Source organism: Peptoanaerobacter stomatis, assembly GCF_000238115.1.
GTDB classification, from domain to species: domain Bacteria; phylum Bacillota; class Clostridia; order Peptostreptococcales; family Filifactoraceae; genus Peptoanaerobacter; species Peptoanaerobacter stomatis.
In genome coordinates this window covers 26,931-49,320 of sequence record NZ_JH414550.1, presented here as the reverse complement: position 1 = coordinate 49,320, position 22,390 = coordinate 26,931, and the positions used below count along the sequence as shown (strand labels likewise).

The 22,390-nt window shown below is 30.0% G+C and carries 18 protein-coding genes; 15 read left to right on the top strand and 3 right to left on the bottom strand.

Going from position 1 to position 22,390, the window contains the following annotated elements:
- Positions 1-236: 236 nt before the first annotated feature.
- A complete protein-coding gene (gene sstT / locus HMPREF9629_RS04500) occupies positions 237-1,511 on the bottom strand; it encodes a serine/threonine transporter SstT (protein WP_009525170.1) in 1,275 nt (424 codons plus the stop codon).
- Positions 1,512-1,951: 440 nt separating this feature from the next.
- Between sstT and HMPREF9629_RS04495 the strand changes: the two genes are divergently transcribed.
- The 6 genes from HMPREF9629_RS04495 (at position 1,952) to HMPREF9629_RS11885 (ending at position 7,918) form a co-directional block, all read left to right on the top strand.
- Positions 1,952-3,385, top strand: a complete 1,434-nt coding sequence (locus HMPREF9629_RS04495; RefSeq protein WP_009525169.1) for a nicotinate phosphoribosyltransferase — start codon at positions 1,952-1,954, stop codon at positions 3,383-3,385.
- Positions 3,386-3,610: 225 nt separating this feature from the next.
- Positions 3,611-4,624, top strand: a complete 1,014-nt coding sequence (locus HMPREF9629_RS04490; protein WP_009525168.1) for a PhoH family protein — start codon at positions 3,611-3,613, stop codon at positions 4,622-4,624.
- 280 nt (positions 4,625-4,904) lie between these two features.
- On the top strand, positions 4,905-5,357 hold the full coding sequence (gene ybeY, locus HMPREF9629_RS04485; protein WP_009525167.1) for an rRNA maturation RNase YbeY: 453 nt from the start codon (positions 4,905-4,907) through the stop codon (positions 5,355-5,357).
- Between the two features lie 36 nt (positions 5,358-5,393).
- Positions 5,394-6,695 (top strand): Na+/H+ antiporter NhaC family protein, encoded by a 1,302-nt coding sequence (locus tag HMPREF9629_RS04480; RefSeq protein ID WP_009525166.1) that lies wholly within the window; start codon positions 5,394-5,396, stop codon positions 6,693-6,695.
- Positions 6,696-6,865: 170 nt separating this feature from the next.
- Positions 6,866-7,618 (top strand): sirohydrochlorin cobaltochelatase, encoded by a 753-nt coding sequence (locus HMPREF9629_RS04475; RefSeq protein ID WP_009525165.1) that lies wholly within the window; start codon positions 6,866-6,868, stop codon positions 7,616-7,618.
- A gap of 144 nt (positions 7,619-7,762) precedes the next feature.
- Positions 7,763-7,918, top strand: coding sequence for a hypothetical protein (locus HMPREF9629_RS11885; protein ID WP_009525164.1), 156 nt, complete (start codon positions 7,763-7,765; stop codon positions 7,916-7,918).
- A 405-nt stretch (positions 7,919-8,323) separates the two neighbouring features.
- Here the strand turns inward: HMPREF9629_RS11885 and HMPREF9629_RS04470 are convergent, their stop codons facing one another.
- Positions 8,324-8,731 (bottom strand): Fur family transcriptional regulator, encoded by a 408-nt coding sequence (locus HMPREF9629_RS04470; protein ID WP_009525163.1) that lies wholly within the window; start codon positions 8,729-8,731, stop codon positions 8,324-8,326.
- Between the two features lie 687 nt (positions 8,732-9,418).
- On the opposite strand from HMPREF9629_RS04470, the gene HMPREF9629_RS04465 reads away from it, so the two are divergent.
- From HMPREF9629_RS04465 to HMPREF9629_RS04425, 9 genes are all read left to right on the top strand, one after another.
- Complete coding sequence (locus tag HMPREF9629_RS04465) at positions 9,419-11,206, top strand: bifunctional metallophosphatase/5'-nucleotidase (protein WP_009525162.1); 1,788 nt, start codon at positions 9,419-9,421, stop codon at positions 11,204-11,206.
- 125 nt (positions 11,207-11,331) lie between these two features.
- On the top strand, positions 11,332-12,216 hold the full coding sequence (locus tag HMPREF9629_RS04460; RefSeq protein WP_040012679.1) for a DNA-3-methyladenine glycosylase family protein: 885 nt from the start codon (positions 11,332-11,334) through the stop codon (positions 12,214-12,216).
- A 35-nt stretch (positions 12,217-12,251) separates the two neighbouring features.
- Positions 12,252-13,694 (top strand): ABC transporter substrate-binding protein, encoded by a 1,443-nt coding sequence (locus tag HMPREF9629_RS04455; RefSeq protein ID WP_009525160.1) that lies wholly within the window; start codon positions 12,252-12,254, stop codon positions 13,692-13,694.
- A 289-nt stretch (positions 13,695-13,983) separates the two neighbouring features.
- Positions 13,984-17,103, top strand: a complete 3,120-nt coding sequence (locus tag HMPREF9629_RS04450; RefSeq protein ID WP_009525159.1) for an EAL domain-containing protein — start codon at positions 13,984-13,986, stop codon at positions 17,101-17,103.
- Positions 17,104-17,203: 100 nt separating this feature from the next.
- Entirely contained in the window at positions 17,204-17,437 is a 234-nt protein-coding gene (locus tag HMPREF9629_RS04445; RefSeq protein ID WP_009525158.1) for a hypothetical protein, read from the top strand.
- A gap of 232 nt (positions 17,438-17,669) precedes the next feature.
- Entirely contained in the window at positions 17,670-18,281 is a 612-nt protein-coding gene (locus HMPREF9629_RS04440) for a hypothetical protein (RefSeq protein WP_009525157.1), read from the top strand.
- A gap of 47 nt (positions 18,282-18,328) precedes the next feature.
- Positions 18,329-18,757: a flagellar protein gene (locus HMPREF9629_RS04435; RefSeq protein ID WP_009525156.1), complete on the top strand. Its 429-nt coding sequence runs from the start codon at positions 18,329-18,331 to the stop codon at positions 18,755-18,757.
- A gap of 70 nt (positions 18,758-18,827) precedes the next feature.
- The gene (glsA, locus tag HMPREF9629_RS04430; RefSeq protein WP_009525155.1) at positions 18,828-19,754 is read left to right on the top strand and encodes a glutaminase A; all 927 of its coding nucleotides are present in this window, start codon (positions 18,828-18,830) and stop codon (positions 19,752-19,754) included.
- A gap of 257 nt (positions 19,755-20,011) precedes the next feature.
- Positions 20,012-20,752, top strand: a complete 741-nt coding sequence (locus tag HMPREF9629_RS04425; RefSeq protein WP_009525154.1) for a CAP domain-containing protein — start codon at positions 20,012-20,014, stop codon at positions 20,750-20,752.
- Positions 20,753-20,913: 161 nt separating this feature from the next.
- On the opposite strand, the gene rph is transcribed toward HMPREF9629_RS04425, so the two are convergent.
- Positions 20,914-22,254 carry a ribonuclease PH gene (rph, locus tag HMPREF9629_RS04420; RefSeq protein WP_009525153.1) on the bottom strand — a complete coding sequence of 447 codons (1,341 nt, stop codon included), beginning with the start codon at positions 22,252-22,254 and terminating at the stop codon, positions 20,914-20,916.
- Positions 22,255-22,390 lie beyond the last annotated feature (136 nt).

The following is a 22,390-nucleotide window of genomic DNA, read 5'->3' as shown; positions in this document are numbered from 1 at the left end:
TTTATACCGATATCTATTTGATTAGCGGATATTATAAAAAATAATAGTTAGTTTTTTTATGATTAATTTTTCCAATAAACTATTTATATTGATGTTATACAATTTTAGGTTTACGATATAAGTTGTCCATAGTTGTAGTATGATATCAATCCAACAGCAGAGTATTTAATGAAAAAACTCTTATGATGTATTAAATAAGCAATATACGTCACAAGAGTTTTTTGTTTAACCTAATATTATATGTTTGATAATATTTTTTTGAAATCTATTTTTTCGCCATCTGCTATTCTTTGAGCATAGTCTGCAGTGGCAGTGAAGAGTACATCTGTTGATGAATTAAGTGCAGTTTCTGTTGAATCTTGTAATACACCTATTATAAAACCTACTCCGACAACTTGCATAGCAATATCATTGGATATACCGAACAAGCTGCAGGCAAGAGGAATTAAAAGCAATGAGCCTCCGGCAACTCCTGATGCACCGCAAGCTGCAAGCGCTGATAAGACACTGAGTATTAATGCAGTTGCAAAATCTACCTGTATTCCAAGGGTATTTACAGCTGCAAGAGCCATAACTGAAATAGTTATTGCTGCTCCAGCCATATTTATTGTGGCTCCCAAAGGAATGGATACTGAATAGGTATCTTCATTAAGTTGCAAATCTTGAGATAGCTTCATATTTACAGGAATGTTTGCAGCAGAGCTTCTTGTAAAAAATGCTGTTATACCGCTTCTTTTTATGCAAGTTAGTACAAGCGGATAAGGATTTGTCTTAATTTGAGTAAACACCATTATAGGATTTACAACAAAAGCTACAAATAACATAGTTCCAAGCAAAACAACGAGTAACATAAAATAGTTTTTAAATATGTCTGAACCACTTGTAACTATTGAATCATATATAAGTCCCATTATACCGAATGGAGCAAAACTTATAACATGGCGAACAACTGATGATATAGCTTCTGAAAAATTGCTTATAACATTTTTTGTTTCTTCTTTTGCTCCTCTAAGAGCAAGACCTATGAGAACAGCCCAAAATAAGATACCCATATAGTTAGGTGTTATAAGAGCGTGAATAGGATTGTCAACAAGGTTTAAAAGTAGCGTTTTAAGCACTTGATCCAATCCTTCAGGAGCAGACGGTGCATCAGTGACTGCTTGTGGCAATATGAGTTCAAGCGGGAATAAAAAGCTTATTACTACACCACATAGAGCTGCCAAGAAAGTACCTACAAGATATAATGCTATAACCCTGCTCATATTGGTTTTTTGACCTTCTTTATGTTTACAAAGAGCCTCCATAACCAAGAAGAATACAAGTACCGGAGCTATAGCTTTAAGTGCTCCTACAAATAAGCTTCCGAATATACTCACTATGTCTACAAAATTTCCGAGAGATTCGTTAGTGATATTCGGGCGAATAAATGCCAGTACGGTTCCAATGATAAGTCCTACGATTATTCTTTTTACAAGACTTATACTGTTCCATTTTTTCAATAATTCTTTCATAAAACCTCCTATAAAAATCCTCAGAGCTTAAAATTGCAATTTAATATATACTGTTACCTCATTAAACAATAAATATTATAAAATGATTATAAATAAAATTATTATATTTATATATTGTTTTTTGAAAATTAGCATTATAAAAATAAAATAAAAAATAAATCCGATTAATACTACAAGGTTTTAAGCACCGAAAAAATAAAATATCTGCATATTATATCACATTCTTTTTGGTTTGTATACAATTTTGTTTGTTTGTGAAATACAACTGTATTTTTGACAAATACATATCAAAGCAGTGTGTAAATGCCAATAAACTTATATATATTGAAAAAATAAATATAATGTGATAAAATCTGAATGCATTTTAAAATATATTGAATAAGTGTTTACATATTTTTGAAAAGTAATTATGCATAAAAATTGAAACTTTGGAGGAAAAAATGGTCAATTTAACAATGTTAACAGATTTTTATCAGCTTACTATGATGAACGGTTATCTTAAAAGCGATAAAAAAGATGAAATAATGATATTTGATATGTTTTATAGAAAAAATCCGAATGACGGAGGATATACAATAGTATGCGGTATCAATGAGGTTATAGATTACATTGAAAATCTGAAATTTGAAGAAGAAGATATACAGTATTTGAAAAGTTTAAATACATTTGATGAAGAATTTTTGAAATATCTTAGAGATTTTAAATTTGATGGAGAAATATATGCGGTTGAAGAAGGAACTATAATGTTTCCGAATGAACCTATAATAAGAGTAAAAGCTAAGGCCATGCAGGCTCAACTTGTAGAAACGACAATATTATGTATAATAAATTTTCAGACATTGATAGCTACAAAGGCTTCAAGGATATGCTACAGTGCTATGGGCGACAGTGTTATGGAATTTGGACTTAGAAGAGCTCAAGCACCTGATGCAGGTTTATATGGTGCAAAGGCTGCTGTTATAGGTGGTTGTATAGGAACATCAAATGTATTGGCAGGGCAAAAATTTGATATTCCGGTATTAGGGACACATGCACATAGTTGGATACAAAGTTTCGATACAGAGCTTGACGCATTTCGTGCATATGCAAAAGCTTATCCGACAAAAACGGTATTACTTTTGGACACGTACGACACTTTAAACAGCGGTATAAGAAATGCAATAACAGTTTTTAATGAATTAAGAGAGCAAGGATATGAACCTCTCGGAGTAAGAATTGACTCGGGTGATTTGGAGTTTTTATCAAAAGAAATAAGAAAAATATTGGACAGTGCAGGTTTTGAAAATGTAAAGATAACAGCCTCAAATGACCTTGATGAAAATACAATTACTTCACTAAAAAATCAGGGCGCTCAGATAGATATATGGGGAGTAGGAACGAAGATGATAACATCATTTGACTGGGCGGCATTAGGAGGAGTATACAAACTGTGTGCAGTTGTAAGAGATGGTAAGATGATACCGAAGATAAAAATATCGGAAGATCCTAATAAGATAAACAATCCGGGTTATAAAAATATATATAGAATATATGATAAAAATGACAATAAAGCAAAGGCGGATTTAATAGTTTTAGATGAAGAAGTAATCAATGAAAATGAGCCTCTTACAATATTTGATCCTATACACACTTGGAAAAAGATGACATTTGAAAATTTTTATGTAAAAAAATTGTTATCTCCGTTGTTTATAGATGGAAAATGTGTTAGAGAAAAGCGAGATATAAAAGATATAAAAAGATATACGGATGAAGAAAAAGAAAGTTTTTGGATACAATATAGAAGAAATAAAAATCCGCAAATATATAAAGTAGACTTGTCAAAGAAACTTTGGAATATGAAAAATGATTTGTTGGAAAATAGAAATATATTGTAAGAGATTATTGAAAAATATAAAATATAGCAGGTTTTAATGCTATCATCTAATTAAGTAAGCATATAAAATAAAATGTTAAATGGAATGTATTTGATTAGAGGTGATTTTGGCTATGTCAGTGTTAGCTATCCTCTAATCAAACATATTCAAACGCATTATTTATATTTTAGTGCTTAAGCAGGCTTTAGTATAATATGGTGTTAAAATTGTTTAAGGAGTGTAAATTTGCAAGAAAATATATTGAGTTTTGATAATGCGGAATTTGAAAAAGAACTTTTCGGTAATTATGATAAAAATATAAAAGCGTTGGAAGAAAGCTATAGTGTAAATATAGTTCTTAGAGATTCACATATAGTCATAATAGGCGAAGATAATAAAGTTGTAAACATAACGGCAAGAGTTATAGAAGAACTCTATAACCTTTTTAAAAAAGGCACTACTATTGATACAAGACTTGTTAGATATGCTATGGATATGCTCGGAGAAGATTTAAAAAACAATCTGTCCGGAATAAGTGATGATGTTATAATATTGACAGCGAAAGGTAATGCTGTAAAAGCAAAAACACTTGGTCAAAAAACTTACATCGAAAATATAAAAAAGCATGATATGAGCATATGTATAGGTCCTGCCGGAACGGGTAAGACATATTTGGCGGTTGCCATGGCGGTACAAGCATTTAAAAAAGGTGAAGTTTCGAGAATAATACTCACAAGACCGGCAGTAGAAGCTGGAGAAAGTCTCGGCTTTTTGCCGGGGGATTTAAAAGACAAAGTAGATCCGTATTTAAGACCTTTATATGATGCTTTGTTTGAGATGTTCGGAAGCGAAAAATTTGAAAAACATCTTGAAAGCGGTGTTATAGAAGTAGCGCCTTTGGCATTTATGAGAGGAAGAACCTTGGATAATTCGTTTATAATATTGGATGAGGCACAAAATACGACAAGAGAGCAGATGAAGATGTTTTTGACGAGATTCGGCTTCGGTTCAAAAGTTGTAGTTACAGGAGATATTACACAGATAGACTTGGGAGACAACAAAAAAAGCGGACTTTCACATGCAGTTATGATACTGGACGGAGTAAAAGGCATATCAATAAATATGCTTACGGAAAAAGACGTGGTAAGACACGAACTTGTCCAAAGGATAATCAAACAATATGACAAATACGAGAAAAAACAGGAGTTTTTGAAAAATAAAGGAAAGATAAAAAGAGTATTCAACAAAAAAAATATTTAAAAAGATTTTTTGATAAAAAATATATAAACCTGCTTATGTTTATGTTAAAATATAAGCGGGTTTTTGTTTTAATTTTTAAAAGTTTGCGTAATTATTTGTTGTTTAATACAATTAATATTATTGTTTTTATTATTGTTATCTAATTAAACAGCAATATAATAAAAATACTGAAATTGAATTTATTTTTATATTCCTGTGTTATGTGAACACTTGAATATATAGATATTTTTTAAATAGGCTTCAGTATTAAAAAGTTTAAAATAAAATATCAGGAGAAGTTATGATAAATCTTATAACAAGTAATGAACAGGATAAAATTCAAATATCCGATGAGCTTATGGCAAGTATCAATAAGGTTATAGAAGCTTGTGAGGAAGAAGAAAAAATTAATTTTGATAACGAAATATCACTTATATTTACAGATAATATAAGTATAAGGCAGATAAATAAGGATTATAGAGATATTGATAAAGAAACTGATGTATTGTCATTTCCTATGTATGATATAGATGAACTGAAAGCGGAAAGAACGTCACAAGACAAACATATCAAACCTCTTGGAGATATAGTGGTGTCACTTGAAAAGGCAAAGGAGCAGGCGGAAGAATACGGACATTCGTTTGAGAGGGAAGTTTGCTATTTGGTATGTCATAGTATGTTTCATCTCATGGGATATGACCATATGGAAGAAGAAGAAAAGGAGATTATGAGAGAAAAAGAAAAAAAGTTATGAAAAAATTAAATATATCAAGGTGAAGGAGATGATTTTTTGTTCGGTAATGTGGTGCTGATCCTTTTTGTGTGTTTGCTTGTAGTATGTATAAGTTTTAATATAGATGTGATTATAGCACTTTTATTGGGGATAGGATTGTTTTTTATATACTGTTTGAAACAGGGTATGAGCGTAAAACAGACTTTATCTGCTATGAGAGAAGGCTCGGATAAAATAGCCAATGTAGTCGCAGTATTTTTAACAATAGGTGTACTTACGGCGAGCTGGAGAATGTCGGGGACTATAGCGTACATAATATACAAACTGATACCTTTTATAAATCCGAATTATTTTGTAGTGGCAACTTTTTTGCTTTGCTCGGCTATGTCGATGATGATAGGTACGTCTTTCGGTACGGCTGCGAGTATGGGAGTAATATGTATGGTAATAGCGAAATCTATGGGACTTAATGAAGCCCTTGTAGGAGGAGCTGTATTATCAGGTATATATGTCGGCGACAGGACTTCTCCTATGTCAACTATTGCAATATTTGTATGTGCCATTACAAATACGGATTTATATCAAAATATAAAAAATATGCTGAAAAGCGGTATAGTACCGTTTATGTTTACCGGTGTATTGTATTTTATATTAGGACTTGGAAAAGATATAGGAAAAATGGATATAAGCATATTGTCCGTATTTTCCGATAATTATAATCTTAATATTTTTATGATATTGCCGGCACTTGTGATAATAATATTATCACTTTTAAAAATAGATGTTAAAATAGTGATGTTTATAAGTATAATAACGGCAACTGTTTTAAGTGTTGTTTATCAAGGGGCGGATATAATAGATTTATTAAATGTTTATGTATTAGGCTATAAAGCACAAAATGCCGAGCTTGCCAAGCTTATGGACGGTGGGGGCCTTGTTTCTATGCTCAAACCGGTTATAATAGTTCTATTGTCATCTGCATATTTCGGAGTTTTTGACAAAACACCTATCTTGAAACCTGTAAAAATGCTTGTAGAAAAATTTTCAAGAAGATTTACAGTGTTTGGAAGTATGATATTTACAGCTATATTTACATCTGCAATAGCTTGTAGTCAGGCATTGGCAACTGTGCTTACATACCAGCTAACCATAGATATTCAAAAAGATAAATATGACCACGCCTTGGATATAGAAAACACTGCTGTAATTTTACCCACTATACTTCCTTGGAACATAGCCGCCGCTATACCGCTTACAACTATCGGAGCAAGTAATGAATCAATACTGTTTGCTTTTTTTATAATATTACTTCCAATTTATACTTTTATAAAGAGAATTATAAAAAGAGAAAATATATAAATTCAGACAATTAATTGTTTATTTTAACTTAAAATCAGGGTATATTAAAAAAATCCATTATAAAGCTATTTAATAGGAACAGAATAAATAACCGTTTTAACGATGACACTAATAGAAATTACTTGATTTTAAAACGGTAATTATGTTTACAAACAGAGTAAGGAGAATGTATGAAAAAAGCAATATTGGTAGTAAGTTTCGGAACTACATATAAAGAGGCGATGGAAAACAGCATAGATGCAACGGTAAATCATATATCAAACGAATTTAAAGACTATGATATATTTCAGGCTTATACATCAAATATAATAAGAAGAAAACTTATAGATAAGGGAATGGATGTCAATGACACAAAAACCGCACTTGAGATAATAAAAAACAACGGATATGAAAAAGTTATCATTTTGTCACTTCATATGATAGCCGGGTATGAATACGAAAAGATATTGGAAGCTGTAGAGGCATATAAGAATGATTTTAGAGAGATTACAGCAACCACACCTATGTTATATGAAGAAAAAGACTATAAGCAAGTAGCTGAAATAATAAAAAAAATATATTCAAAAACAAATACACCCATTGTTATGATGGGACACGGAAGTGAGCACGAAAACGACATGGCATATGAGAATTTGCAGAAAAAATTGGATAAAATATCGGAGAATAAATATTATATAGCTACAGTAGAAGGAAGTATAACAATATATGATATAATAAAGAAGTTGAAAGAAAAGAAAATAAATAAAGTGACTATAACTCCGTTTATGTTGGTGTGTGGAGATCATGCCAATAATGATATGATAGGAGATGAAGATGATTCTTGGATAAATTTGCTTAAATCTGAAGCGATAGAAGTAGATGTAATACTGAAAGGTCTTGGGGAATATATAGAATTTAGAGATTTTTTTTGTAAAAAAATATAGTAAAAATTATTTGCGCAAAAGTCTATTTGATGATATAATTAAAATAGGGATAAAGATATAGAAGCTATACAAAGGAATAAAATATTCTTGCTTAAAAAGTTTTATGAGTCCTATAGATAAATTGTATTGAAAAGAGGCATTTTGATGTACAAAAAAGAGTATTTAAGAAGAAAAAAAGTAGCGGAAAAGGAAATACACAAGGATATAAAAAGACAGATAAATAAAAATAAAAAAATAGCAAAAAGAGATAAAAGAACAAATAAACAGCCAAATAAGAGAGTGCCGTACACTTTTAAATAAATTGGACTGAAAAAAAATACTATATATATATAATAATCATATTAAGATTTTTTTATAGGTAATTTTATGTATCATACTAAGCGTTGATTAATACTAATAACCAATTTAATAGTAGAGATAATTCATTCTCTATGAATAACATCTTTTACAATATCTGTTAGTTAATAAATTTATGGTGTCACATAATCTATCCACTAAATAATTCAATGTTTTTATTGGTTTTTAGTATAATACCTATTTTATTAATGGATATTATAAAAAATATAAATTCAAATATCAGTTATTTTATCAGGTGTCAGTATAAGGCTGTATTATAGTTATATAGCTGAAAAATTGTGTTTTTTTAAGCAACACATATATAAAAATCGAAAATTTTATATTTTTAACAGTGCATTAGTATTATCTTTATTCTTTACAATTCGGACATAAGCCTCTTAATAATACATACTTGCTTTCTATAGTAAAATTATCATACTCTTTCAAAAAGTCATTGCTGAGTTCCATTTTCATATTATATATTTCACCACATTTTCTGCATTCAAAATGTATGTGATTGCTTCTGTCACGCTCATATTTCACTTCCCCGCTCGGTAGAGTTACATTGCTTATAAGTCCTTCGCGTTTAAACAGACTTATAGTATTGTATATCGTAGCCAGTGACAGTTTTGTATCATTATCACGAAACGCTTTGAATATATCATCAACAGTGTTGTGTTTGTCGCTATGCTCGTTTAGATAATTAAGTACGAGAACCCTTTGTTTAGACGGATTTATATTGAAACTTTTAAGTTCCTCAATTTCTTTTTCAAACAATTTAGCTCACCTTTCTTTATTTAGCATAATAATTAGAATTATTCTAAAATATTATAACATTAAAGAAATACTTTGTCAAATCGATATTGATGATATACCTGAATATAAATTATATTTATTAACAGTTTTAAAAACGATATGAATTCTGAAAAATACTTTTAAAGAAAATATATTTGAGCATTATATTAAAAAATATCCGTTTTTAATTGAATAGCAGTATTAACCCTAAAAATTTAATAGAATGATAGAAAAATAACATTGTATAAATTTATAAAATAGAACAATATCTATAAACTTCTTATAATAAATTATCTACGATTCTATGAGAGAATTAGTATAAACTTATTTTTCGTTGTATTTATTTCTATAGCAAACTTCGATTTTTACACTTGAATAAATGCTGTATTATGAATATAATTATAGTAAAAAATTATTTTTAAATAGTTGTTTAGTCCTTGTTAAAAATAATAATATATAATTAAAATTGAAAAGTTAACAAGTATTATCCAAGTGCTTTTTGCATTGCAAAAATAATTATTGAAAATAGTATTACTCCATATACTGATAACATAAAATAATTGATATAAATTGTAAGAAACGTGGTATAATTGTATTATAAAGCAATAAAAATTTTTATGTATTTGTAAACTTTAAACATAATGGACAGTGTTGATATACGGAGTTGTCATGTTGGTAGATATAAATATACTTGCAAGTTCTGATGTGCACGGATATTATATGCCTTGGGATTATGCAATGGACAAATCTTATGAAAAAGGTTCTCTTGCACAAATCTCAACGGAAGTTAGAAAACAAAGAGAATTATACAAAAATACAATTTTAATAGATGCAGGAGATATGTTTCAAGGAAATTGTTCCGAGTTTTTTTGTGAAGATGAGATACATCCGGCGATAGTAGCTATGAATGAAATAGGATATGACATTTGGGAGATGGGCAATCACGAATATGGCTATGGAATAAAAAATTTGCAAAGGTTCATAGATGAATTCAATGGAGAAGTCATAGGAGGGAATGTCTACAAAGACAATAAAAGATTACATAAAGCATATTGTATAATAGAAAAAGAAGGAATAAGAATAGGGTTTATAGGGCTTGTGACTTCGCTGATAAATAAGTTTGAAAAAGGCACTAAAGCTATGAGAGGAATACTTGCTACAGATATGAAATATGAGCTTGAACTGATAGAAAAAGAGCTTAAAGATAAAGTCGACTGTATAATAGGAGTAATTCATGCAGGTATAGATAATGAGAATAATGTGAAAAATACCGGAATAAGAGATTTATTGAAAGATGATGATAGACTTACAGCGGTATTTTGTGGGCATTTTCATGATATTCAAAACGTCAACATAGGAAATACAATAATATTGGAACCGGGTAAATTCGGACAGGCAATAGCAAAATTACTGCTGAGATTTGAAAAAAACGAAAAAAATGTGAAACTTATCAAAAAATCTTCCGAGATACTTATAATAGACGAGAGTATAAAACCCGACACAGAAATAATAAAAAAACTTAATGATTTTCATAAGCGAGCCGTTTCATATTCCAATGAAGAAATCGGGATACTTATAAATAACTGTATGTCTGAAAAATCTGAGATATCGGGAATACCTCAAATGAGAGTAAAACAAACAGGCATAACTGATTTTTTCTTAGAAGTTGTAAGGTATTACGGTAATGCTGATGTGGCAATGATACAGCTTGATAATGATAATGCAGGCATAAATAAAGGCATAATCAGAAGAAAAGATATAAATCGTAATTACACGTATGTAAGCGGAGGTATAACCTCATATGAAATAACGGGAAGAATATTAAAGAAAATATTGGAATATTCTGCATATTTTTTCAACGAAAGCAGAGTTGGAGATGTTAATATAAGCTTTAATTATGAAAGACAGTTGTATAAATATTCGAGTAACTATTTTTTTAGCAATTTAATATATGATATAGATTTGACAAGTGAAAAAAGAATAAAAAATCTTACTTATGAGAATGAAAGCCCAATTGGAGATGAAGATAAAATAATTTTTGCGACAACGAAATATACTATGGATATACTTATAGCAAATGTGTTAAGCGGTGAAGTTGTAAAAAAAATATATTCAAGCAAAGATGAGCTAAGAGAACAAGGTAGCATCAGGAATTTATCCTGTAGATATATAAAAGAAGTATTAAAAGGCTTGGTAGAAATAAAGCCCAAAAACAATTGGAAAATAATAACAGCACCAATAGAAAAAAATATAAGGGAGATTGCAATAAAACTTATAAATCGAGGATATATAAGCCTTATAAACAGTGAAGACGGAAAATGCAATATAAAATCTGTAAATATATATGATAAAGTCGATAAATTTGATCAAGGCTTGAAAAGTGTGGGGATAGACATAGAAAGATTTTCAACAAAGGGAGAGCTTTACAGATATGCAAATAGTTTTATTTTGGGGTAAATATCAACAATTGCCTAAACATTAAACATAAAAAATTTATTTTAAATTATATAAGTATTCAAAAAAAGATTTTTAAGATGAATTATGATATAAATGAAAAATCATATTTAGGAAGGGAATTGCTTATGGATATAATACAAAAAAATGGGAATATAGTATTAAAAAATATAAAAGACTTTGTGCCGAAACATATATTTGAATGCGGTCAGTGCTTCAGATGGAACTTGGAAGAGGACGGTTCTTATACGGGAGTTGTTTATGACAAGGTGATAAATGTCTCCCTGGAAGATGAAGATGTTATATTAAAAAATACCAATGTGGATGATGTAGAAAATATATGGATAAACTACTTTGATCTTGATAAGGATTATGGACATATAAAAAAAGAACTATCTGATATAGATGATTATTTAAAAGAGTCCACAAAATTCGGCTATGGTATAAGAATATTGAAACAACCTTTTTATGAGATGGTGATTTCATTTATAATATCTGCAAGAAATGCCATACCTATGATAAAACGTTCAGTCAACAAGCTGTCAGAAGATTTGGGAGAACATATAGACACATATAACGGAAAAAAATATTATTCATTTCCAACTGTGAAATCTCTTGCAAATGCGAATATAGAAACCATAACAGCATCAAAGGTTGCTTTTAGAGCACCATATATACAAAAAACGGCTAAAATGATAGTGAATGAAAATATACAAGAAAAAGATTTCGAAAAACTTACATTGGATGAAACAGCAGAAAAACTGACAAAATTTGCAGGAGTCGGAGCAAAGGTGGCTGATTGTATAGCACTTTTCGGTTTGTCAAAATATGATGCTTTTCCTGTAGATGTATGGGTCAAAAGAGTTATGGAAGAGTTTTATTTAAAAGATACAAATATGTCGTTGCCTAAAATGAGAAAGTATTCAATAGAAAAATTCGGCTCTTTGGGCGGTTATGCGCAGCAATATTTGTTTTATTATGCGAGGGAAAAAGGTATAGGTAAGAATAGATAGCATAATTATAATGACATCGGAAGGGAGAACGTTAGTTGAAAAAAATTTATGTAAAAATTGTAGTGGTCATGGTTAGCCTGATATTGCTACTTTCAAGTTGTATTAGCAAAAGACAAACAAAATTGGATCCTAAAAATCCTATTTTATTAAAGCTGGTGACATACTATAGCGATAAGCAATTAGAAAAATTAAAAGAAATGACGGATGAGTTCAATGAAACGGAAGGCTTAAAAAAAGGAATAATAGTAGAAGTAATAGGAATGAATACAATTTCAAAAACTAACGAAAATATTTTAAAAGCGGCTTATAATATAGCGGGAAGTGAAGAATTTCCGGATATGTTTATAGCGTATAAAAGCATAGTACCGTATTTGAAAGAGAAAAAAGGACTTGTAGATTACAGAGATTATTTTACTGATGAAGAACTGTCAAAATATTTACCTAATCTTATAGAACTTGGAAAAATGGAAGAAGATGAAAAAATATTAATGCTTCCGCTTGGAAGTTTTGTCAATATGATGTTTGTGAACGATACTGAATTTAAACTGCTAAGGTATAAGATTGGTGTAGATTATAGCAGTATAAAGACATATGAAGGACTTGTAGAATCTGCAGAAAAATATTACAATTATACAGACTCTCTTACACAAACAGAAAATGATGGAAAACCTTTATACAGTACAGATACGGTGGCAGAACAGGTACTGTCAGTATGCAGAGAAATGAATGAGGACTTGATAATAAATGAAAACGGAAAAACTAAGATTAATTTTGATTATAAAGTTGCAAGAAAACTTTGGGATTTATTTTATGTGCCGATAATAAAAGGATATTTTATAAGGAGCGGAAGATATGCGTCAGAAGATATGAGAACAGGAAAAACTCTTTTGGCACTTTCCACAACAATAGGTGCAGCGTATATGCCTGATAAAATAATGGAAACTAATGGATATATAAGAAGTATAGATATGAAAGTCGTTAACAGTCCTTATTTGGAAAATCATAACAGGGTGAGTATAATTCAAGGTGGCGGAATTTTTACGACAAAATCTATGAAATTAAGAGAATTTGCGTCTATAGAGTTTATAAAATGGCTTACAAGTAAAGAAAATAATTTGAAGTTTGCGGTTGAATCCGGATATATACCGGTAAAGATCGATAACAGTGATGCAGATTCCATAAGAAATGAGGCAAAATCAAGATATATAGATGATCTTATACGGGAAGCCGTAGTGATGTCAAAGTCACAAATTCAAGAAGATGAAGAATATGTTTTGCCGGATGTAGACGGATATGAAGAGATAAGGATAGCAATAGAACGAGCATTTTTAGACGACATCAAAAACAATAGAAAGAAACTTTTGGAGCGAGTAAAAAATGGTGAAAACTATGATGAAGTATTAGCCGAGTATTTAAGCGAAAAATCATTTTATGAGTGGAAAAACAAAGTTGCATACAGATTGGAAAAAGGTATTTAAAAACCTATATAAAATTTAAAATAAATATTGCCAAAAACTTATTTAAGCAATAAAATATGAAATATAAATAAATTTAATAGATTTTATAATTTAGACGGTGTATAAAAAATTGAATTTGACTTTCCTTAAACGCTTATTATGAAGATTTTATATGCACATAATGCTTATTATTTGACAAAAAGATTTGCAATATGTATATAATAATGCAGTTTGCAAGTTTGATCATTAAATGACAAAGCCTAATTATATTGAATGTTTCTATTAAAAAATAACTAAGGAAAGATAATTTATGTTTAAAATGGATAAAAATGATATAAAGTTTAAAAACAGACATTCTATAACATCAATAATGATATTGAGTTTTTTAGCAGTGCTGTTGATACAGTTGTTGGTTCTGTTTTTTAACTTTATTTTACTGAGAACCGATTATAAGTTGGAACAAAACACATACAGGTATATTTTTGAAAAGGTGGAAAGCAGAAGTAGAGAGTTGGAGCGCCATCTTACCGACTTATGGGCAAATACCGAATATATGAATCAAATGACTGATTTTTCACAAATTGTATACGATGAACACGTGAATTCCGGAAAAGATTTTGTAATAGATAAAGATATAAGCGGTTCGTTATTGGATATGGTGGAGCTTATGGAAATCAGCGGAGCTTTTATAGTGTTTGATGATAATCCTGATGTGCTCGGGATAAAAAAAACGATACATTTGGAAGATACAAATATACAAACTAAATTTGCAGATAAATCCGATATAATTTTAAAGGTCGGAGAGGAAAAAATAGCCGGGGATTTGGGAGTTTATCTTAAAAATGATTGGAGACCGTTTATAGATACAAGGACTATGTCAAAGACAATATATGAAAAAGCGATAAAAGTGGCTAAAACCTCAAATCCGAGAGAAAATAAAGGCTTTTGGTTTTCGCCTGCTGATGTTGCGGATTCAAAAGGCAGAAGTATATATTTCATACAACCGCTTTTTGACAAGCATACAGGGATTTTTTACGGAGCTATAGGCATAGAAATAGGAGAAGATCTTATAAATGATATACTTCGATACACGGAGCTATCTGAAAGCGGCAAGGGAGCATATATTTTAGCAAATGAAAAATATGTTTCCGTAACAAATACCAACTATGATGTAATTTCTATACAAGGACCTTATGTAAAAAGATTTGTAAAAGATAATGAACTTTTCACTCATAAGATAAAAAATAAATATTATAATGAGACTTATAAAACGCAAGATAATAAATATCTTACAGCATTGGATTTTAAAGATGCTGATAAAAGTATGAATTTAATAGCTATACAAATGCCTATAAGATTATCTACAAAAGACCAATCAAGAGATACAGATGCAAATTGGTATCTTATGGGCGTAATAGATAAAGATGAATTGGAGATATATTCAAAAGAGCTCATTAAAAGCATAGCCGAAACTTTATTGTTATCACTTGTTATAGACGGATTTATAATATATTTTGTTTCATATCTTATAGGATATCCCCTAAGAAAGCTGTCAAATGATATCAAAGAAAGTTACACAAAAGGCAGTCTGAGAAAAATAAAGCACATGAATATATATGAAATAGATAATATTATAGATACGATAGAAGTTTTGTCACAAAGATTATTGTCAAGTTCAAAAAAATTTCAAGGTATTTTGGATTCGGCATCTATACCTATAATAGCTGTTGAGCAGGATGAAGCAAGCGGTGTGGTATATAAAATGGGAGAGCTTTCTTCGATATTTCCCGGCTATATAAACAATGAGAAATTTGAAGTTAGAATGAGTGCGGAAGAATATGACAAAGCATCAAGATATTTTTATTCAGATACCATAATAATAGACAGCATATATGATATAGAAAAAGATACACAGATAGATATTCGTAAGAAGATATGGAACGGAGAAAGTTACTACATAAGAGTAATAACAAGACAGGTAAAAAATTATTGGAAATCTTATGAAGATATGTCAGATGACAGCAATGAAGCATCAGATAAAAAAACTGTCACATTGCAAGTGATAATGGATTATACAAAAGAGATGACAGAAAAGATAAAAATCCAAAAAGAAAGAGATTTCGATATACTTACCGATCTTTTGAACAGACTGTCTTTTAAAGAAAGAGTTGAAGACTATATAGAAAAAGACATAAGAAAAACTAAAAAAGCCGCAATGGTTATGTGGGATTTGGATAATCTTAAATATGTAAATGACACATATGGGCATGATTTCGGCGACAGCTATATAAAATGTGCAGGGAATATAATAGGAATGCTTCAAGGCAAAGATTCATTTGTAGCGAGGGTATCAGGTGACGAATTTTTTGCATTCATACAATATGAAGCTGATAAAAATGAAATCAGGCGAAAGATAGAAAATATAAAAATTAAACTTGACAATACCAATCTGAAAGTTTCAGATGATATAAGCGTGAGAGTCAGAGCCACGTCCGGTATAGCGTGGTATCCTGATGATGCCTGCGTATATGACGACTTGCACAGATTAGTTGATTTTGCAATGTATACTGCTAAAAATTCACAAAAAGGAAGTATAGGAGAATTCAGCAAAGAAATTTACGATAGAAATTATATCTTAATATCAGGAAGAGAAGATTTGAATAAGTTCATAGATGAAAAGCAGGTAAAATTTGCTTTCCAACCTATAGTAAGTGCAACGGACGGAGAAATATTTGCATATGAAGCGCTTATGAGATCTATGTCCGACAAGATAAAAAGTGTCGGAGATATAATGAGACTTGCAAAATCACAATCCAAGTTGCTTGATATAGAAAACTTGACTTTTGAAGGAGTTTTTGAAACAGTGTCAAAAAATGCAGAAAAATTTAAAGATAAACATATATTTATCAATTCAATAGCCAGTACGTCTATACCTGAACAGAGATTTTATAAGCTTTTAGATAATTATAGAAATACTATAGATTATTCTAAAATAGTAGTAGAAATTATAGAAAGTGAAGAAGTCGACTTAAACTCACTTTCAATAAAACAAAAATTGGCGGGTGAAATAAAGGCACAGATAGCAATAGATGATTTCGGTTCCGGATATGCGACGGAGTCGTGGCTGTTGCAGGTAAACCCTAATTTCGTAAAAATAGATATGTCACTTATAAGAGATATTGACAAAGATACGGAAAGACAGTCTATAGTTGAAAATATATTGAAATATACAAAAGAACGCAAAATAAAAGTTATATGTGAAGGAGTTGAAACACATCAGGAAATGAAACAACTTATAAATATGGGTGCGGATTTTATACAAGGGTTTTATTTAGCAAAACCTGATTTTGAAATAAAAGATATAAATGAAGAGAAAAAACGTGAAATTCAAGTGTTAAATGTATTAAACGGGGGGGGGCATAGTTTTTAAGGAATAAAAAAACAGTTCATAATTACCTAAATTTGATCTTTTCAATTTTTAGTTATTTTTTATATTCGGCAAAGTTAGAAAGGGAGCACGATAATAAGCAATGAAACAAGGTATAGACCGGGAATTATATAATGAGGCAAAAGAAAAGAGAACAAAAAAGATGATTGAGCAAATTCATAAGAAAAATTCAAAAATGAATTCAAGTTCGGATAATTTTGATGAATTTATAGGAAAAAAGAAAACATTCAAACAAAAAAGTGAAAAATCTTTTAGAAGAAATCAGAAAAATTTTGAATATGATTATGAAGAAGATTTTTATGAACCGGAATATTAAAAAAATATTGAATTACAAGCACTGCCTTATTAAAGAACAGGCAGTGTTTTTTTAAAAAACATCAATTACATTTTGACAAAAGTTATATAAAAAGATATAATGTTAATAAGCAAATTGATTTTTATGTGATATAATCATAAAGTTAGCTTGCTGTGTTATTATATTTGAAGATTTATGTATAAGATGTAATACAAACTTATGGTTTTTGTGTTTTCGCATGGAGGTGGAAAAAGTGAGAGTAGGTAGGATAAACTTGGTAAAGTTTATGCCGTATAGAGATGTTAAGATGATACTCAGGTATTTTGCTATGAAAGGTGTAGCTCAGGGTGCATCAAAAGAGAATGAATTATCTAAGATAAATACACTTCAACCATATGATGGAGATATAAAACAGCAAATAAAATCCAGAAACGCTTTAAATGATTTGGTTTTGGATACTATAGAAGAGTCTAAATTAAGCTCAATGCAAGACAGTACGGTCATGTCGCTAAAATCACAAATCGGACTTATAAAGGAAATGAAACTTATAAGAAAAGGAAGTAAAATTTCAGGATTGGACTTGCTTGCAAAATCGGATTCCAAAATTGCAATTATGAATACCGATAAGACTCATACAACAGTTTCTCAAAAAGAGGATACAAAAGTTACCACTGATGAAAAGGTACGATTGTCTACAAAAGAAAATAATATAGATAAAAATAATAATCAGAAAAAAGAGGATATAACGGTAAGTAAAGAAGACAGCAAAAAAGAAACTAAAACTGTAATGCAAGAGTATGCGGATTTATTAAAAAGACTTGATGAAAAAAAAGAACAGGAAAAGAAAGAAAAAAATAAAAGATAAATAAGCTCATTGAGGTGTATTTTAGTTTATTGTGGAGGTGATGCCGTTTGAAAATAAGAGTAAAACCGACAATTGGTAAGGATGAACAGTTTCAAATAGAAGATAAAGAAAGTTATACAAAATTGGAAATGGACAAGATGTATAGGATTGTGCGCGATTATCTCTACGACCATCAAGGAGAAAATGCAATTGTTGTATCGGAGGATACAGGAGTACCGAGAAAAGTGATAATGACATTTTTGAGGCAGGGTAAGATATCATTGGCTGATAATTCAAGAACTTGGCTCAGAAACTGCAAAAAATGCGGAGCTTTAATAGAAACAGGCGATGTTTGTATTGAGTGTATGCAAAAGAAAATGAATCAGATATTAAATCCTGAAGAAGTTCAGGTGAAAAAGAAAAATATATCAGGATATTCAGTCAATAATATCAATGCACATGATAACAGCTATGGACGAAGAATAAGAAAAAAATAAAGATTATATTATGAAAAAGATAATATAATCTTTTTTAATGAATGAAAAAATTATTTATTTGGAGGATGATATGGATAAGAATATTCTCGAAGATATTTTACAAAACAGCAGAAAATATATACAATCAGGTGAAGTCGCTACATATATACCTCAACTTGCAAAAGTAAATAAAGAAGACTTAGGCTTATGTATAAAGGATATGAACGGAGATATGTATGCTTGCGGAGATTATGAAAAAAAATTTACTATACAATCTATGTCAAAGATAATAACATTTACCTCCTGCCTATTGGATAATTCTATTGAGAATGTGAAAAAAACAGTGTCCTTCGAGCCTACATCTACCGCATTTAATGCAATAGTAGATTTGGAAATCAAAAACAGACACAGACCGCTAAATCCGTTTATAAATGCAGGAGCGATAGCTTGTATAAGTATGCTTAAAGAAAAAACTTATCAAGAAAAATTTGATAGGATAATAAATTTTATAAAATTGTTATCTTTAAATGAAAACATAGATTATGATCAAGAGGTTTATGAATCTGAAAGAAAAACAGGTTCAAGAAACAGAGCGCTTGCTTATTATATGCAAAGCACAGGTATAATAGATAAAGATGTCGATATAGAAAAACTGCTTGAAGTATATTTTAAAATATGTTCAATAAAAGTAAATTGTATAGATTTGTCAAACATCGCACTCATATACGCAAACAACGGAGTAAATCCGTTTACAAAAGAAAGGTATTTTTCAAAACAAGTAAGCAAAACAGTAGTTGCAACTATGGCACTTTGCGGTATGTATGATGAATCAGGAGAAATAGCTGTTACCGTAGGCATACCGTCAAAAAGTGGAGTAAGTGGAGGAATATTATCAGTGCTTCCAAGTAAAATGGGAATAGGGATATATGGACCGGCATTGAACGATAAAGGTACAAGTGTAGCAGGATTAAAAATATTGGAAAGCGTAAGTGAAAAATTTGATTTAAGCATATATTGATTTTTTATTTACAATTTTAAGCATATAATTTTACTAAATTATAAAGTAGATTTAATATGATAGTAAAATATATATTATATAATAATGAAATATAGATGTATTATAAAATTTTATATACGGCTAATTTGTTTTAAATGCAGAATAATACTATTATCAGCTTTGAACGCAGGTATATTAATTTAAATGCATTTTTTGCATTTCAGTGTTGCCTCGTTTTAAACAGGTTTTAGTATTAATTGTAAACAGGAGAGACATTGATGAAAAAACTTACAAAAATAATTATAATTGCAATGCTTATAACATACATAACAACACCTCTAAACATTTTTGCAGGACAATATGTAAACTATAATTCAAAGACCGATACGATAGATATAATATCCACGGTAGACGGCACATATGAACAAAAAACTCGAGCTGATAAAGAGCTTAAAGAGATATACAAAAAGTTGCAAAAAGGTAAAAAAGATATAAAAAAAATAAAAGTGAATTTGATAACACCAAAAATAAATATAAAAAAACAACCTAAAAAAGTGATGCTTACACAAAAAGAAATGGCACAAAAAGTTCTTGAACTTGTAAATGAAAAAAGACGTGAAGCAGGGCTTAAAGAATTGACATTAAGCGAAGACTTGATGAAAGGAAGTAAGTGGAAAAATGACTATATGGCAAAAAATAACGACTATGGTCATATACCTAAAGACGGAACAAGCATGGGCAATCAAGGTGCAAAATTTTATCCTACAAACTTTGTAGGGGAAAATATACACGTATCATACAGTTTACCCGGAGAATATAATGATTTGACACCGCAAAATCTATTTCAAGGCTGGTGGGATTCACCGGGACACAGAGCAAATATTTTGAACGAAAACTATACACAAATGGGTATGGCATATACAAATTCATTAACCGGTGTAAAAAGCGGAGATTTTAGAGCATATTATGCTACACAATGGTTCGGAAATCCGGAGCTTAATGCCCCGAGTGATTATTAATGGATAAAATTTTTATATAAGCTGTTTATTTTAAGTACACTTATGCTAAAATCTTATAAAATAACGGAAAAATATAATGATAAAAATAAAAATATCCATTATTCTATTATAAAAAGATTAAAAGCTGTTGCAATTTTTTACAACAGCTTTTAAAATATCTTTTAATTTTTTAAAAATTCTTCCAATTTTTCGAGTGATTTTGCTCTATGTGATATAAGATTTTTTACTTCTTGTGATATTTGAGCAAATGTTTTTGAGCGTGCAAGATTATCGTCAGGCAAAAACAGAGGATCATATCCGAAACCATTTGAGCCTGCCATAGTAAAGCCTATTTTACCTTTACATTCTCCTCTAAATACATATTCTTTTCCATCAGGATATACAAGTGCGATTACAGATACAAATTTTGCGGTTCTTTGATCAAGTGTAAGTCCCATTAGTGATTTTAACAGTTTTTCATTGTTTTTTAAATCTCTCGGCTCTTCATTTGTAAATCTTTTTGACATAACACCGGGTTTACCGTTTAATGCATCAACCATAAGTCCTGAGTCATCCGCAATGCATATTTTTCCTGTTCTTTTGCTAAATTCCCTTGCTTTTATAAGTGCATTTTCTTCAAATGTTTCGCCGTTTTCTTCAACTTCCACATTTTCTAAATTATAATCTGAAAGTGATTTGTGCTTTATATCATATCTGTCTAATATTTTCTCTATTTCATCAAGTTTGTGTTCGTTTCCCGTAGCAATCATGATTTCTATGTCTTTTTTAGTTTCTCCTAAAACTAACTCAGTTATTTCTTTTCCTAAAATTTCTTTTTGAGTTGCGATTATTTTCTCGTTTCCTTTTGTTGCAAGGTCTAATAAATCATTTAATCTGTCTCTTGAAAACGGCGATTGCTCACCTGTGCCTTGTATTTCTATAAATGCTCCCTTGTCATTCATAACTATATTCATATCCACTTGTGCATTGCTGTCTTGCTCATAGCAAAGGTCTAAGACATTTTCATCTTTTACTATGCCGACACTTATTGCGCTTACAAATGAGTTGATAGGAAATTCGCTTATTATTTTTCTATCATAGAGTTTTTTTGCTGCCAGAGCAAGTGCAATGAAAGAACCGTTTATTGATGTTGTTCTCGTTCCTCCGTCAGCTTGTATAACATCACAATCTATCCATATTGTGCGTTCACCGAGTTTTTTAAAATCTACTGCATTTCTTAGACTTCTACCGATTAATCGTTGTATTTCGTGGCTCCTGCCATCAACTTTACCTCTTGTGGAATCTCTTAATTTTCGTTGTTTTGTTGAACGAGGTAGCATAGAATATTCCGCAGATATCCAACCTGTACCTGTATTTTTTAAAAACGGAGGTACTTTGTCTTCAATAGAGGCTGTACATATTACTTTTGTTTCACCAAACTCTATGAGTACGCTGCCTTCTGCATATTTTGTATAATTTTTTATGATTTTTATGTTTCTAAGTTCATCATTTGCTCTTTGCATTTATGCACCTACTTTTTTATGTATATTTTAAAATATTTAATTTTGTATATAAATATCCGGGATTGATTTTTTAACGTTGTACAAGTTATTATTATATAATTTCTTAAGTTTAATGCTGAATAACAGTTAAACGTTA